At 36.3% G+C, this 16,168-nt stretch carries 8 protein-coding genes; 5 read left to right on the top strand and 3 right to left on the bottom strand.

The window, feature by feature from the left end; all coding sequences use genetic code 11:
- The first annotated feature begins 296 nt into the window (after positions 1-296).
- From ACODR7_RS05610 to argS, 5 genes are all read left to right on the top strand, one after another.
- On the top strand, positions 297-3,290 hold the full coding sequence (locus tag ACODR7_RS05610) for a SusC/RagA family TonB-linked outer membrane protein (RefSeq protein ID WP_488837914.1): 2,994 nt from the start codon (positions 297-299) through the stop codon (positions 3,288-3,290).
- A gap of 7 nt (positions 3,291-3,297) precedes the next feature.
- Positions 3,298-4,791, top strand: coding sequence for a SusD/RagB family nutrient-binding outer membrane lipoprotein (locus ACODR7_RS05605; RefSeq protein ID WP_488837913.1), 1,494 nt, complete (start codon positions 3,298-3,300; stop codon positions 4,789-4,791).
- Positions 4,792-4,880: 89 nt separating this feature from the next.
- Positions 4,881-5,333 (top strand): lipocalin-like domain-containing protein, encoded by a 453-nt coding sequence (locus ACODR7_RS05600; RefSeq protein ID WP_488837912.1) that lies wholly within the window; start codon positions 4,881-4,883, stop codon positions 5,331-5,333.
- Positions 5,334-5,515: 182 nt separating this feature from the next.
- The gene (locus tag ACODR7_RS05595) at positions 5,516-5,665 is read left to right on the top strand and encodes a bacteriocin-like protein (protein WP_426475987.1); all 150 of its coding nucleotides are present in this window, start codon (positions 5,516-5,518) and stop codon (positions 5,663-5,665) included.
- Between the two features lie 156 nt (positions 5,666-5,821).
- Entirely contained in the window at positions 5,822-7,582 is a 1,761-nt protein-coding gene (argS, locus tag ACODR7_RS05590; protein WP_488837911.1) for an arginine--tRNA ligase, read from the top strand.
- 96 nt (positions 7,583-7,678) lie between these two features.
- On the opposite strand, the gene ACODR7_RS05585 is transcribed toward argS, so the two are convergent.
- Genes ACODR7_RS05585 through ACODR7_RS05575 form a run of 3 tightly spaced genes read right to left on the bottom strand, consistent with a single transcriptional unit; the run spans position 7,679 to position 15,976 of the window.
- Positions 7,679-8,620, bottom strand: a complete 942-nt coding sequence (locus tag ACODR7_RS05585; protein WP_488837910.1) for a YihY/virulence factor BrkB family protein — start codon at positions 8,618-8,620, stop codon at positions 7,679-7,681.
- 1 nt (position 8,621) lies between these two features.
- Complete coding sequence (gene tamL, locus ACODR7_RS05580) at positions 8,622-10,949, bottom strand: translocation and assembly module lipoprotein TamL (RefSeq protein WP_488837909.1); 2,328 nt, start codon at positions 10,947-10,949, stop codon at positions 8,622-8,624.
- The gene (locus ACODR7_RS05575) at positions 10,949-15,976 is read right to left on the bottom strand and encodes a translocation/assembly module TamB domain-containing protein (protein WP_488837908.1); all 5,028 of its coding nucleotides are present in this window, start codon (positions 15,974-15,976) and stop codon (positions 10,949-10,951) included. Before ACODR7_RS05575 ends, tamL begins: the two co-directional genes overlap by 1 nt.
- Positions 15,977-16,168: the final 192 nt, after the last annotated feature.

Here is a 16,168-nt window from a genome sequence, read left to right as displayed (position 1 = left end):
ATATATACGCTGTTTTTGTTATTTATGTTTCTCAAGTTGTTGATATTCAGGTTATTTTGGTTTTTGTTTGATTGTTGTTAATATAGATAATATCAATTTAAATGATTGTTATTATTTCTTAAAAAAATACAATGATTAAACAATTTGTTTTTGTTAAATATTTAGTTTTTAACTAATTTTAGTATGTTATTAGTTGTTTTTGTTTTTAAATTTTGAAATATGTGTAATTTTTTTAATTTTTGCTTTGTGGTATTAAGAAAGTTTTACAAATTTGTAGGGTACAAAATTAATTTGATATGAAGAAACTAACAGCAAGTCTTCTTGTTTTAGTATTATCTTCTTCTATAGCTGTTGCAAATGCCCAGCAAAAGAATGATACTATTAAAACAAAAGAAATTGAGGGCGTAGTGGTAACCGCACTCGGAATTAAAAGAGAGAAGAAATCTCTGGGGTATGCTTCTGAAGAAGTAAAAGCGGAAGCACTAACAGGTGGAACAACAAATACGGGAAACGTAGCAGGACTACTTTCAGGTAAAGTAGCCGGTCTTCAGGTTAACACAAACAACAACTTTGGTGGATCATCAAACTTATTGATCAGAGGATATAAATCTTTGTCAGGAGGATCCCCGCTTATTGTACTTGATGGATCTCCTGTGAATAACGGAAGTGTTAAGGGAAGTGTTTTTGATTACGGAAACTTCTTATCTGATATCAATCAGAATGATATTGAAAGTATAAATGTCTTGAAAGGAGCAGCTGCTTCTGCTTTATACGGTGAAAGAGGAAGTGACGGTGTAATTTTGATTGTTACCAAAAGTGGGCGTGGAAAACAAGACGGAAGTTGGGGCGTGACATTGAACTCAAACATCAATGTAGGTTTTATTGATAAATCTACTTTCCCTAAATATCAATCAAGATATGGAGCAGGTTATGGAGCTGTGTACGGAAACAATGGTAATGAATATTTCAACCATGATCCGGACACTGGAGAACTTCAGGTACCATTTACCGAAGATGCTTCTTATGGAGCTGAGTTTAATCCTAATTTGTTAGTTCGCCAATGGTATTCTTATGATCCAACATCTCCTTATTACGGGAAGGCAACACCTTGGGTTGCCGCTAAAAATGGCCCTATTAAATTCTTTGAAACTCCGGTAACTTATGTTAACTCAATTTCATTAGAGAAAGGAAATAAATCATCGAACATATCTTTGTCTTATTCAAATATGCTTTCCAATGGGTTGTTGCCAAATTCAGATTTGAGAAAAAATAACTTAACTGCAAAGTTTAGCTATGATTTTACAGACAAACTTCATGCTACTGTATTTTCAACTTTAACAATTCAGGATACAAAAGGTAGAAATGAAACAGGATATTCCGATAATATTGTAACAGGTTTCAGACAGTGGTGGCAGACGAATGTAGACATCTATGAACTAAGAGATGCCTATGCCAGAACAAATAACAGTAACAATACATGGAACAGAAATTCTGGAGCAGATGGAACACCTATTTATTGGAATAACCCATATTTCCAGAGATATAATAACTATCAAACTGACTCAAGAACAAGAACATTCAGTTATGCACAGTTGAAGTATGATATCTCAAAGAACTTTGGAATTACTGGGAAGCTATCATATGACAACATGCAGATGTTAATTGAAGAAAGATTAGCCAATGGTTCATTGCCTCAAGCTTTTGGTGCTTCAGGAAATAATGTGACTTCAGGATATTCCCGCCAGGATGTAAGAACTTCTGAGACTAACTTTGACTTATTCGCTAATTATAAATTTGATATCTTAGAAGATTTAAATGTTAGCGGTATCGTAGGAGGAAACGTAAGAAGAAACCTAAGTGATGCAGTGTATGTAAGTACAGAAGGTGGTCTTGCAACGCCTGGGTTATTTGCAATTTCTAACTCTGCAAGTCCAATCATTCCGCCAGATGAAAACTATGCAAAATGGCTTACATCGAGTTTATATGCAACAGCTTCTTTCGGATATAAAAACTTATTATTTGTAGACGGAACGTATAGAGTAGACAGAAGTTCAAATCTTCCAAAAACTAATAATACTTATGATTACTATTCAGCAACAGGGTCTTTAATTCTTTCAGAATTATGGAAACAAAACTGGTTGAGCTTCTGGAAAGTAAGAGCCAATTATGCAGAAGTAGGTTCATCCACTGTGAATTATCAATTAAATAATACTTACAGAGTACGAGGAGGATTTGGAAGTACAGGATTGGTTAATCAGTCCTATTTCTTAGCGAATCCAGATCTTAAGCCACAGAGATCCAAAGAAGTGGAATTTGGTATGGAAGCTCAATTCTTGAAAAATAGATTAGGTTTTGATATTGCTGTGTATAAAACGCGTACTCTTGATCAAATCATCAATCTTCCGGTTTCTTCAGCTACAGGATACAGAACATTCCTTGTAAATGCGGGGCAGATTAATAATAAAGGTATTGAAGTGCAGTTAAATGGTACGCCAATTAAAAATTCTAACTTTAGCTGGGATATTGATGTGAACTGGTCTAAAAACGAAAATGAAGTTATATCTCTTTATGGTGATTCTCAAAACTATTTGTTGGCACAATATCAGGGAGGTGTTTCTTTAAACGCAAGAGTAGGGCAGGCATTTGGAGCTTTGGTTGGTTCAGATTATGTTTATAATGCTAATGGAGAACGCGTAATAGATCCAGCCAACGGTAGATATTTAAGAAATCCAAATCAGGTAATTGGTAATATTACTCCGGATTGGATTGGAGGTATCAGAAACAGCTTTACTTATAAAGGAATTTCTGTTAGTTTCCTAATTGATATCAAGCATGGAGGAGACGTATTCTCAACAGATATGTATTATGGTCTTGCTACCGGATTATATGAAGAAACAGCTGTAGGTGACTACAGAACTGCTGGTGTTGTTCATCCTGGTGTCAATCCTAACGGACAGGTAAATACAACTCCTACAAGTTCACCTGGTACTTTTGGTAACGTAGATGGATATAGAAGAATGCCGAATAGCAGATTCGTGTATGATGCTTCTTATGTAAAGTTGCGAGAAGCTAGTATTGGTTACAGTCTTCCAAAATCAATTCTTGCCAATACTTCTATACAGGAAGCTAAAATTTCTTTAGTTGGAAGAAACCTTTGGATCATCCACAAAAATTTACCTTATGCAGATCCTGAAGCAGGAACTGGAAACGGGTTGGCTTCAAAAGGAAACTCTATTGGAGTGCTTCCTACAACACGTGACATCGGTATCAATGTAACATTAAAATTCTAACAAAAACATGAAAAAGATAATTTTAATATTAAGTCTAATTTCTTTAACTGTTGCCACTACTTCTTGTGAACGTGACATCACATCTCTGAATGAAGATCCTAAGCACCCATCAACTGTTCCTTCAGGATTATTGGTAGCAAGTGCACAGCAGGAATTAATATCACAGTTATTAACACCAAATGTTAATAATAATATAGCAAGATTATTTACTCAGCAGTGGGCCCAAACAACTTATATTGATGAGTCGAATTATGATATGGTGACAAGGCCTATTCCACGAAATCATTATAACAGATTAATGGCATCCAGTTCTGCTACTGTTCATTCGCCGGGGGTTCTTTCTGCCCTTAGAGATGCAAAACAATTTCTTCAGAATGAAGGAATGAGTGCTGCAAAGAAAGCCAATAACGAAGCAATAATTGAACTTATTAGCGTATACGCATGGGCGAATCTAGTTGATACCTATGGAGATGTTCCTTATTTTGGAGCTTTAAAAGCGGTTCCTGGAAATCCTGGAGCTTCAGAAATTCCTTATGACGATGCAAAAACAATTTATATAGATTTGATCAAAAGAATTGATGCTGCTACAGCAATGATCAATACTAGTGAAAATGGCTATACAGACGATTTGTTCTATAAAGGGAATATGACCAATTGGAAAAAAATGGGTAACTCTTTAAAATTCAGATTAGCAGTAACATTAGCAGATGTTGATCCGGCATTAGCTAAAACTCATGCAGAAGCTGCTTATGCTGCGGGATTATTTGAAGGTAAAGAAGATAACTTTGGATTAACTGCTTTCCCGTCGGGATTATTTGCTAATCCTGTTTATCAAGAGGTAGTGCAATCTGGTAGAACTGACTTTATTCCATCAGAAATGTTAGTAAACTATATGAATTCTACTGCAGACCCTAGAAGAGGAAAATGGTTTACTAAAGTAGGAGGAGCTTATGTAGGAGGAGTTTATGGATCTGGTAACTCATTTTCTGGATACTCTCATTTGACATCTCCTAGGCCTAATGATGCCGGAGAAAATGGTTATATGCTTATTACAGAGAATGCTCAGGGTTTTCTATTAGACTATTCAGAAATCTTATTCTTAAGAGCTGAGGCTGCAGCACGTGGCTTTAGTGTTGGAGGAACAGCAGCAGGTCTGTATGGAGAAGCTATCACTGCTTCTATGGCAGAATATGGTATTGCTCCTGCATCAGCAGCTACATTCATCGCTGCCAACCCTTACGATGCTTCAAACTGGAGAAAATCAATTGGCTTCCAGGCTTGGGTTGCTATGTTTAATAAAGGCTTCCAGGCATGGAATTTTGCGAGAAGATTAAACTACCCTGTGTTTGAAAATCCAGAAGATTCTGCAGTAGAATCTGTTCCGGTAAGAATGAAGTATTCTGATCAGGAATATCTGCTTAACAAAACTAATGTTGAGAAAGCTGCGGCAAAAATTGGAGGAGATAAAGTATCAACAAAAATTTTCTGGGACGTAAACTAATGTAGTGATCCTTTGAAATTAATAATAAAATAAAAGGTATTCCTGTAGCAATACAGGAATACCTTGTTTAAAAAAATATACAATACAATATGAAGTTTTTGATCGGGCTTATTGCCATAATGGGAATAGTTTCTTGCAGCAGTGATGATGACCGGAATAATTCTATGACAGAAGAGGTAAGTATTAATGGTACATGGAAACCTTCCCGTTATGAGTTTAAAGGGAAAAGCTATCCTGTATCCACTTGTGAAAAAAAGGGACAGATACTTATTAATACAGACTTTTCGGGAGTGTATGAAAGATATGAAGCTGGTGCTGGATCAGAAGAGTGTATAAAGCCTGAGTCCTATTCAGGGAAATGGACTTACGATAAGATGTATGGTAAACTAATACTTACTTATACGGAAGCGGGAGTGAGTAAAACCTCACAAAAAACAGTGGAAGATTTTTCAGCTACTGAGCTTAAAATTGCTGACGGTTCTAAAAATGTAGATGGAATCCCAGGTAATGATGATGCTGTATTAGTTTACATAAAAGAATAAAAATACTTAAGAAACCGCCTTCTGGCGGTTTTTTTATTTGTAATTATAATGTAAGGTCAATGATATCGATTGAATAGATGTGTAAGATTATTTTTAAATTGATTTTTTATTTCATATTTATTTATTACCTTGGTCTAAAGAGGCTTTTACAGTCTTTACAACTAAATTAAAAAAGTATTATTATGAAAAATCTAAAAAAATTATCAAAATCAGAATTAAAAAAAATTGCAGGTGGATGGGTTCCCCAGCCAGGACAAAATTGTCCGGAAGGAACTTGTCAGTATACTGAGAATGGACCTTGTAGAATTTACAATCCGGACAAATGTTATTAATAGCTCTATAGCTTAAAAGCTAAAGGAATTACGTTTATGAATTAATAAAAGAGTTCGGTAATTGTTACCGAACTCTTTCCGTATATTTGTACTTCAAAATTTTGAAATGAAATGCGGGCTATTACATGTGGCCTTTGAAAAAATAAGTATGAACACATGAATATTAAAGATATCATAGAAGAAAAACTTTCAGAGGTTATTTTAAATGTATATCAGTTAAAAGACATCAAACTGGAAGTTCAGGAAAATAAAACTGAATTTGAGGGAGATTTTACTATTGTCACTTTTCCGTTGGTTAAACAATTGAAAAAAAATCCTGAGAGTATCGGAGTTGAATTAGGTGAAGCTTTGACAGAGCAGACAGAGCTTTTCGAAAGCTTTAATGTAGTAAAAGGATTCCTTAATGTAAAGGTAAAAAACCAGTTATTTGTAGACAACTTCAGATCCGTAACCAAGAATTTTTCTACCATAGAAAAGAAAAATGCTACGGTAATGGTAGAGTATTCTTCACCGAATACCAATAAACCACTGCACTTAGGGCATATCAGAAATAATTTATTAGGATTCTCAGTAGCTCAGATTTTAAAAGAAGCAGGATATGACGTAATCAAAACTCAGATCATCAACGATAGAGGTATTCATATCTGTAAATCTATGCTGGCCTGGGAGAAATTCGGACATGGAGAAACTCCTGAAACTACCAATACCAAAGGAGACAAATTTGTAGGAAACTATTACGTAGAATTTGACAAAAACTACAAAAAAGAAATTGCAGATTTAGCAGGCCAGGGGGTAGGAGAAGAGCAGGCTAAAAAAGATGCTCCGTTGATAAAACAAGCTCAGAAAATGCTGTTGGATTGGGAAAATGGTGATGAAACAGTAAGAGCGCTTTGGGCAGAAATGAATTCATGGGTTTACGAAGGATTCAATGAAACCTATAAGAGATTAGGCGTTGACTTTGACCAGGTTCAGTATGAAAGCAATACCTATATTTTAGGAAAAGATCTTATTCAGGCTGGGTTGGATAAAGGCGTTCTGTATCAGAAAGAAGACGGTTCTGTTTGGTGTGACCTTACCGATGAAGGTCTTGATCAGAAGCTGTTACTTCGTTCAGACGGTACTTCAGTCTATATGACTCAGGATCTTGGAACGGCAGTTGAGCGTTTTAAGCAAAATGATATTCAGAAACTGATCTATACTGTAGGAAACGAACAGGATTATCACTTCCAGGTTTTATTTAAGATTCTTAAAAGACTGGGGTATGAGTGGGCAGATCAGTTATTCCACCTTTCTTATGGTATGGTTGAACTTCCTGAAGGCAAAATGAAATCCCGTGAAGGAACCGTTGTAGATGCAGACGACCTGATGGCAGAAATGCATGAAACGGCAAAATTAAAAGCTGTAGAACAAGGAAAACTTGAAGGTCTTTCAGAAGAAGCAAAAATAGCTTCTTATGAAATCATTGGAATGGGAGCACTCAAATATTTCATGCTGAAAGTGGATCCTAAGAAAAAGATGTTGTTCAATCCGGCAGAAAGTATTGAATTTAATGGAAATACAGGACCGTTTATTCAATATACTTACGCTCGTACGCAGTCTTTGCTGGCAAAAGCAGATTACCAGTATAAAGAAATATCGGATGTAACTTTAAACCAGTATGAAAAAGAACTGATTATGCTTTTAACCAGTTACAAAACAATTGTTGAAAGAGCAGCAGAAGCATTGAGCCCGGCCCTGATTGCCAATTATGTTTATGATCTGGCTAAATCTTATAATTCGTTCTATCAAAGTAATATTATTCTGAAACTGGAAGATGAAAATGTAAAACAATTCCGTTTGAATATTTCAGATATCACAGCAAAGACGATCAAAAAATCGTTAGAATTGCTGGGAATCGGAACCGTAAACAGAATGTAAAAATAGAAAGCCTCCTGAATTTTTCCAGGAGGTTTTTTTATATCAATAATCACGTATCAGGAATATCTCAAAAATCTAGAAGCCCGCAACCCGAATCTACTTTTTATCATTACTTTCACCGTGCATCTGTTTCAAACTATCCGCATACAACTTAGCAGGAGTCCAACGTGCATGTTTGGAAAGAACTACTTTATATCCCTTTTTGTAAGTATATACTTTAGTAAATTCTGCGCCGAAGAATATTAGCATACAGGAATAATTGATCCACATCATAATCAGAATAACTGTTCCGGCAGCACCAAAGGCTGAAGTAGGTTTTACCTGATTGAAATAAAGACTTAATAAAAATTTTCCAAGGGTAAATAAAACAGTAGTCAGGAACGCTCCTTTCCATACCGGTTTCCAGCTGACCAGAACATCAGGCAGAACTTTAAACATTAAAGCAAATAAGAGCATGACAAGGCCAAAACCTACGGCAAAATTTACGGTTTCTACCAGCATATAGGTTTCAAAGCCAAAATATTGGGTGATAATCGTATTAAAAAGACTAATCAGAGAAGACAAAACCATGGTGATCATCAGAAGAAATCCCAGAATAAGAATCATCCCTAAAGAATTGGCTCTGTCTAATAAGAACTTAACCCACGCTTTTTTGGGGGCAGCTTCTACTTCCCAAAGTGTATTTAACGAATGTTGTAGCTGAAAGAAGAGTGTTGTAGAACCAAAAACCAATGATCCTACTCCCACAGCTTTCATAAAAACATTCTTTTTGTCAATCAAAGCACCGGCGAGCATCCCTTCAATACTTTTAGCCACATCCGGTCCCATAATTCCGCTGATCTGTGTACTGATCTGTCCCCGGATGGCTTCTTCCCCAAAGAAATTTCCAAGAACCCAGATGATAATGATCAATAATCCGGGAATAGAAAAGATGGCATAATAAGCAAGGCTTGCTGAATCTTTTGATGCAGAAGAGTTATTCCATTCAGTAAACGTATCTCTCAGAACTTCCCAGAAGAATTTAGCTGTTTTGATCATATTAAAAAGGATATCCGATGGCAATATTTAGAACAAGATTATCTTTTCTCCAGTTTGAGTCTCCGAAATTAATTTTATCGAAGGCCCATCTGTCTCCTTTCTGATAGTAAGGAACTCTCAGTGGCATCGCAAGGTCAAGTCTTAGAATCAGGATAGAAAAATCCAGTCTCAGACCTACTCCTGCGCCCACCGCAATTTCATTTAAAAAATCTTTTGAAAATTTAGCGCCGGGTCTCGTATCATCATCGTGAAGCAGCCAGATATTTCCGGCATCTACAAAAACGGCAGCATTTAAAAATTTATAAAGATTAGCACGGTACTCCGCATTTAATTCCAGTTTGATATCTCCGGATTGGTCAAAATAAGTACCCGGTTCCAGCGTTCTTGGATCAAAACTTCCCGGTCCTAATGTTCTCGCACGGAATGCTCTGATACTGTTACTACCTCCTGAGAAAAACTGCTTGGAGAAAGGAATATACTCTGAATTTCCGTATGGATAGGCAATTCCTCCGATAAATCTCGTTGCCAGTGAAGATTTTTCAGTGAACTTATGATAGAATCTGAAATCGTTTTCAATCTTTACATACTGGCTGAAAGGAATTCCAAATATTTTCTTTTCCTTATCTTTTTTTACATCGGCTCCTGTTACCAACCCTGTAATATTTCCTGCAAGATCAAGCGTTCCTTTATAATAAACGGTATTGGTCTTTGGAAGCATCGTGTTGGTGTAGGTGTAAGAATAGGTTGGTCCAAAAATAAGCTGTTTTTGTACAATTCTCTGCATGGCAGGATTTCCGGCAGATTTAGTTTTATATTCTTCCGTAACATTTGCAGGGGATACCAAAGTAATATCAATCACTTTCAGATCATGTTCTTTTCTGGCATTTTCTTTCCATAAATATCCGAATGATCCGGTGAAGTTATTTAAAGTATAATATTGTGTTCTGTTCTGGAATTCATATCCTAATGTAATGTTGGTTCTCGGAACAAACTCACTTGAAGAATGAAAACGGAATGGCGCTACAATTCTTGGAATGGAAAGCTGTGCATTCGCTCCTGCACGGAAAATATTATTGGCATCCTGAGAACCTCCCATCTGAAAATCAAAAGCTCCGAAGATTGCTGCCTTGAATTGTTCTGCACCCCTGAAGAAATTTCGGTGGGTCCAGTTCAGATTAAGCTCACTACCTGCATAGTTCGCAGAGTTTGTTCTTCCCAACGCTTCCAGACGAAGTGACTGGATTTGTCTTGGAGTTAATAAATAATAAGCATCAAACTTATGGCTTAATGAATCTGAAACAACGAATTCATTTTTTACAAATTTGAAGACACCTAGACTGATCAATCTGTTCAGCGTCAGATTATGATTGGAACGATTGTAAAGATCACCTTTTTTGAAATACAAAGCTCTGTCAAAAATCTTCGGTTTAAATTTATGCTGAGGATCAATGACGTAAATATCATCAAAAGCGTATTTGGAAAGAGAATCTTTATTCATCGGAATGCTGTATTTTCCCGCTTTTACATCCTGAATATTGTAATTGGGAAATACAATAACATTATTAATGCTGAATTGCTGGGTTGCTAAATCAGGAGTATTGTCTTTCAGCTTTACGTTAAGTTCTACTTTATGATTCTTGCTTACTGTACTGTCTGCCTGAACGATAATATTATCAGGATGGAAATAATAAAAACCTCTTTCTTTTAAACCATTATCAATTCTTTCTCTTTCTGCTTTGATGACATCCAGATCAAATGGTTTTCCGTTTTTAAGAAACGTTCTTTTCGTTAAACCTTGAATTTCCTGGTTCACCAAGGTAGAATCCTTCTGGAACTTTACACCATCAATAAGATATCGTGAACCTGGTCTTAAGGTATAAATAACCTGAGCCTTTTTATTCTTCGATACTGTATCATAAGAAGCTTTGGCATTGAAATACCCCTTGTTTTCAGAATAATTTTCAATGATATTTTTGTTGAACTCACGGTCTACATCTCCTAATAATACAGGCTTTTCACCCATTTTATATTTTAGCCAGTAATTAAAACCTTTATCTTTTTTGGGTTCCTTGGCGATATTATAAAAATACAGTTTTGGACGCATTCCCAAAAATGTTGAATTGGGTTTTGGGGTGAGATTAGCTTCCAATGCAGCCTGAAGATCTTTTTTTTCTTTTTTTGAAATCGTATCGTTTTCAATCTTTACCTTGGCTCCTGTATACAGCATCTGTCCTTCTTTCAAAAACCTTGTATTGCTGCACGAAATTACTGTGGATGCCATTCCGGAAACCAACAGGTACTTACAATATATATGGAACTTATTATTCATTATTTAAATTCTACCACTCGATTATTTTGATTCTTTTTTTGCTTCTTATCTTTGGATTTCTGGAAAATCTCCCGGAATTTGTCATAATCCAACGTGATAATAAATCCTACTCCGGTCTCTATGATCTGCCCCTGAAGAGCCACCTGATATTCGTCCTTACGATAAGCACGCAGCATATACCTTCCATCTTTGGAAAGACTGTAATCTACGGAAACATTACCCGCAATATTGGTCATATTTTCATTCTGACGTGCCTGGCCTTCCAGTCCGAAATTACTTCCTACCGTTACTTTCAGTCGGTCGTTCAGTAATTTTTTACTGATATCTACATTCAGATCAGTTCTGGTGTTTTTCTCTCCGCTGGAATAATCTTCCGTAGAATCAAGACCAAAATTAAGGTCTACCCCTTTGATAAGTCCGGAAGCAAGATTATTCAACTGTTGAGAAAGGATCTTACTCACACTCTGTCTTGCCATGGTTTCCGCAGACATTCCGGCTCCGCTTTCAAATGGATTTTCGCCGATGAAACGGTTCAGAAGAAGTAAAGCAAATACCTGTTTGTTCATTTCAGATTCCTGGGTTCTGAGCTGTGCGAGTTTTGCATTCACATCCTCAGTGACTGTTGATGCAACAGAATTATTTTTTTCATCAGTAGTAATGTCAAAAGATAGTTGTGGTTTCAAAAGCTCACCTTTCATTTTTAATAAAGTATTGAAAGGAATTTTTTGTTTATACTGATTCATCAGTGAAGCTGCTTTTCCACTGAGTTGTTGCTCTAAAAGATCAATTGGCGGAGCTTCTGTTTTGTAGATGGCCGTAATATCCATTTGGGCCATAGTAGGTTCGCCTGTCCAGGTAATTGTACTGCCTTTCTGAATATCAAACTTACGTTTAAGCAAACTAACAGAAAGATCGTAGCTTCCTTTTTCCACCTGATAAACTCCTACTAACGTCATTTTTCCGGAAGGGTCAATTCCACCGGTTAATTCTGCTTCTCCCTGAAGTTTTACAAAATCACCGTTTACTTTATCAATAATAATAGAGAGTTTAGCTTCTTTGCTGACTTCAATGTTGACACTCATGTCCATCCCTTTGATACGGCTTTTGGAGTTCAGAGAATCTGCTTTAATTGTTTTATTTAAAACCACCTGATCCTGATCCACAAATTCTACAATACCATCTCTCTCCTGTAAAGATGGGGAAGATTGAGGTAGCACAAAAGTAAAGTCTGTGTTGTCTGCTACATTCAGTTTTCCGTCTACTTTAGGGAGATCAAGATTTCCGCGGATATGTAGTCCGGCATCAATAGCCAGAATACCATACATCATGGCATCATTGGTCTTTTCTGAATTAACGACTTTAAAGTCTTTGGCATTTACATTCAGATTAAAGGCGAAATCTCTGTACGTTTGGGTAAGAACCTGCCCGTCCACAACAAGAGCATTTCCGTCTTTATCTTTGACCTTGAATTTATCAAACTCAATTCCACGGCTGGTAAAATCTATTTCATCACTCAGATGTCTGAAATCACTTCCTGTTTTGGCAATTTCCAGCCCTGCATCATTGAATTTTACTTTTCCTAAAATATTCGGTTGGTCAGCAGTTCCTGTGATTTTTAAATTTCCGGAAAGATAGCCTTCCGTATTGGTAATGGCATTCATAGAAAACCCTTGAATACTCTTCATCTGCAACTGGTTAATGGCCATATTCAGGTCGAAAGTACTGGAAGAAGTATTATAATCCCCAAGGATTTTTACATCATTGTTATTTCCGGAAAGGGCAATGTCTGCATTTAAAATATTCGGTGAAGCATTGTTCACTTTTACAGCAAGATTTCCTACAGGACTTCCATACACAATTAAGTCTGAAATATTCAGATCAGAATTGAAGTTCATTTTTTTTGTCACATCGCGCAGCTGAGCTGTCCCGTTGATAGTTCCTCTTGCCAGAACTGTATCTTTTTTGATCAGTTCTGTAATGGTTTCAATCTTAAAATCTTTCAACGAAATGTTCAAAGGACTACTTGGGCTATTGCTTTCAGACTGAACTGCAATCTGGCTGTTTCCATTGGATAGGATGAAGTTATCTGCCAGAATCCCTTTATTACTGATCTGGATTTTGTTGTTCTCCGCAACATTCCAATCTGTATAATTAAGCTTTAATCCGTTCGGGTTAAGAGATATTTCGGTAATATCATTCAACGATTTTGCATGTCCTGCAATCAGGAATCGGGTAGCATCTTTTTCGTCTTTTGTAGTAACGTTGTATCTGATGGTATTGTCTGCAACATCTCCGTCAATGTTGATTTTGTTTAATGAGAAACTTGAGCTTTTCAGGGCTGCAACATTCAGGCTGTACTGCAATGCCTGATTTTCATTAGTAACTTTCAAAGCTCCTTTTTCAATCGTATTTTCACCGTATAATAATCGTGGAATCTGTCCGTCAATTTCAATTTTCTGAGAATCAGCATCATAATTTCCAACAAGATTAATGGTTTCAAAATCTTTCAGATCCGGAACAAATTTTCTGATCAGGTCATCATTTTTAATTTTAGCCGTAAAGGTAAAATGCTGTCCCGGATCTATTTTCTGTTTTTTATCCGGCTTCTGGAACTGATAATACTGATTAACGGTTTTCGCTAAAGCACCGAAAATCTGGGTAAGTTTGTATTTACCTTTCAGTTCTATATCTGCGATCTGAGAGTTGAAAATAATCTGTGTAGAATCATTTGTGGATGAAGCTTTCAGATTGACCTCCTGTACCGGATAGACTTCTTTGGTATCTGAAAATGCAAAATCTTTAAGGTTTAAAAATCCATTCAGATTATTGGGGTCTAAGCTGGTGAAATCTCCATCAATTTTTCCGGCAATAATCATCGGTTTTTCATAGAAACCAAGCTTGTTGACATCCAGTTTAATAACTTCTCCATTTACTTTTACCGTAGGATTTTTTTCATCATACACTCCTGAAGCGGTCAGCTGTAAACTGGCATTCGGGTCTTTTGAGTCCAGAATAACATGATAGGCTCCTTTATTGATCTTTCCGGTAAGGTTCATATTTTGATAACGGTATCCTTTGTAGACAGCAGAAGCAACATGACCTTTTAAGTCTGCATTGGCATTTTTAAAATCAAAACTTTCTCCTTTGGCTGCAATCTGTGCTGTGACAGGACCGATATCTTTATTCTGGATAAGTTTTCCAACCTGAATTCCCTGCAGATTGGCCTTTACATTGTACAATTCATGATTCTTTCTTCGCATGTCTACCTGTGCGATAACAGCAGCATTCCCCAGAGTAGAGTAGAGGTTAAGGTCTGTACTGACCACTTTAGTCGTTCCTTTTGCATTTCCTTTGATGCTGAAATGGGAAGGAAGGGAAATATTGGAAGGAATTGTATTTTTAGGGACAAGATTGAATATTGTTTTGGCGCCGGAAGAAAATTCTCCGATTCTCAGATCATAATATAACTGGTCCGGGTTCATCGCATTTTTAATTTTTCCGGAAGCCATTATCCTCAGCTGATCTAACCCGGAAACTTTCAGATCCTGAATGAAGAGATCATTCACAATTCCTTTAACATTAGCGTTTACGTTGAGAACAGCGTTCGGATATTTATTAAATGGAACTGTATTTTTTAAAGTCGGAACCAGATTCAGAATGTCTGAAAATCCTATTTTTGAATCTTTGATATTGGCTGAAATCTTTACAGCACCTAAGTTTTTGCTAAGATCATTAATGGAGTTATAATTTAAAATAACCTCATCACGCAATATGGTTTTTGGTGTCTGAAGATAAAGATCTTTCAGGTATGCTTCTTTTTCTGCATAAACAAAATCGGTATTGAATTTCTGGATATCCAGGCCTCTTCGTTCTTTGATTTCTGCCGAATTTACAGTTCCTGCAAAGGTATTATTCTCCATTTTGAAACTTCGTACCTCCACATTCATTTTTGAAAAATGAAGATGGTTGAAGTCCATTCCTTGTTGGGTTGGAGCAATAGCGGTGTTGTTATAATTGATCTTTACATCATTTAGAATAAGCTTTCCTAAAAGAAGTTTCATGGCTTTATCCTGATCGGAAGCTTTGGAAACTTCAGGTTCTTTTGTATTTTTCGGATTGGCATTCTGAGCAGGAAGATAAAGATTAGCATTGATATCTGCCCCTGAAAGAAATACATTGGAAACATTGTAAGCGTTATTTTCAAGATCAAGTTTATTAACCTTTGTACTCAGCTCTTTGAAGATAACCTTTGCGAATGTTTTCGTATTTTCATCCCCATAATCAATAGCAAAATGAGTAAGCTTGATGCCTCTCAATCCGATATTCATAGGCTTCTTATCATTGAGAGAATCTACTTTTTTCACTACTTTGCTGGCCACTTCTTCTACAAGACCCTGCTTTAGCTTCAATTTTAATCCGTCAAGATTGATATCATTAACGGCATAATTGTTTTTGCTGAGATCAAAAGTTTTTACTCTGGTATCGAAAGATTTAAAGTAGAGTTGAATATCATTCTTAGACTGCTGGTCGTTGAACGTTACTCCAACATCTTTTAAATTAATTTTATCAAGAGAGATAATAAATGGCTTGGAAGGGCTTTCTTCCTTATCACTGGAAGCAAAAGCATCTATAATATAATCAAAATTGAATTTGCCATCCGGTTTCCTTACAACATTGGCGCGCGCTCCTTCCATATTAACAGAAGTAATATCTGCGGTAGAATTAAGAAGCTTCATCATATGAAGTCCCACATCCAGCTTTTTAACAGCCAGAAGAGTGTCTACATCCTGTCCTTTGAGATAGAGGTTTTCCATGACAAGGCTGTTGGGAAATCCTATATAAACTCTTTCAAGACTTACGGGAGTTTTTATTTTTTTTTCCAGATAGACAACGAGCTTGTCTTTAATGAAGTTTTGAACGGCAGGAAGTCTTAAGCTCAGGATCAATAAAGTAATGAGAACCAATATTGAAATAAAGGTTATTGCAATACGCCTTAAGAGTTTTGTGGTGTTGATTTTCAGTTTCAAATGCGAAGAGGTTTCTAACAAAGATAATAATACTATTTTATTTGGTCTTTGTTGTGGTACTCTTTGAGAATGCAAAAATCCTGCCTTGGCTGTCTTATTATGGAATTTTTAGTTTGTAGTTGTCAAGTGAATAGTTGAGTAAGACGAGTCAAGGCAGGGATTGGTATGTTAAAAAACGCCCCCTTTTATCAT

The organism is Chryseobacterium sp. FG46, assembly GCF_057809135.1.
Note: the sequence above shows the minus strand (reverse complement) of the source record. Positions and strands in the feature narration are given on the sequence as shown.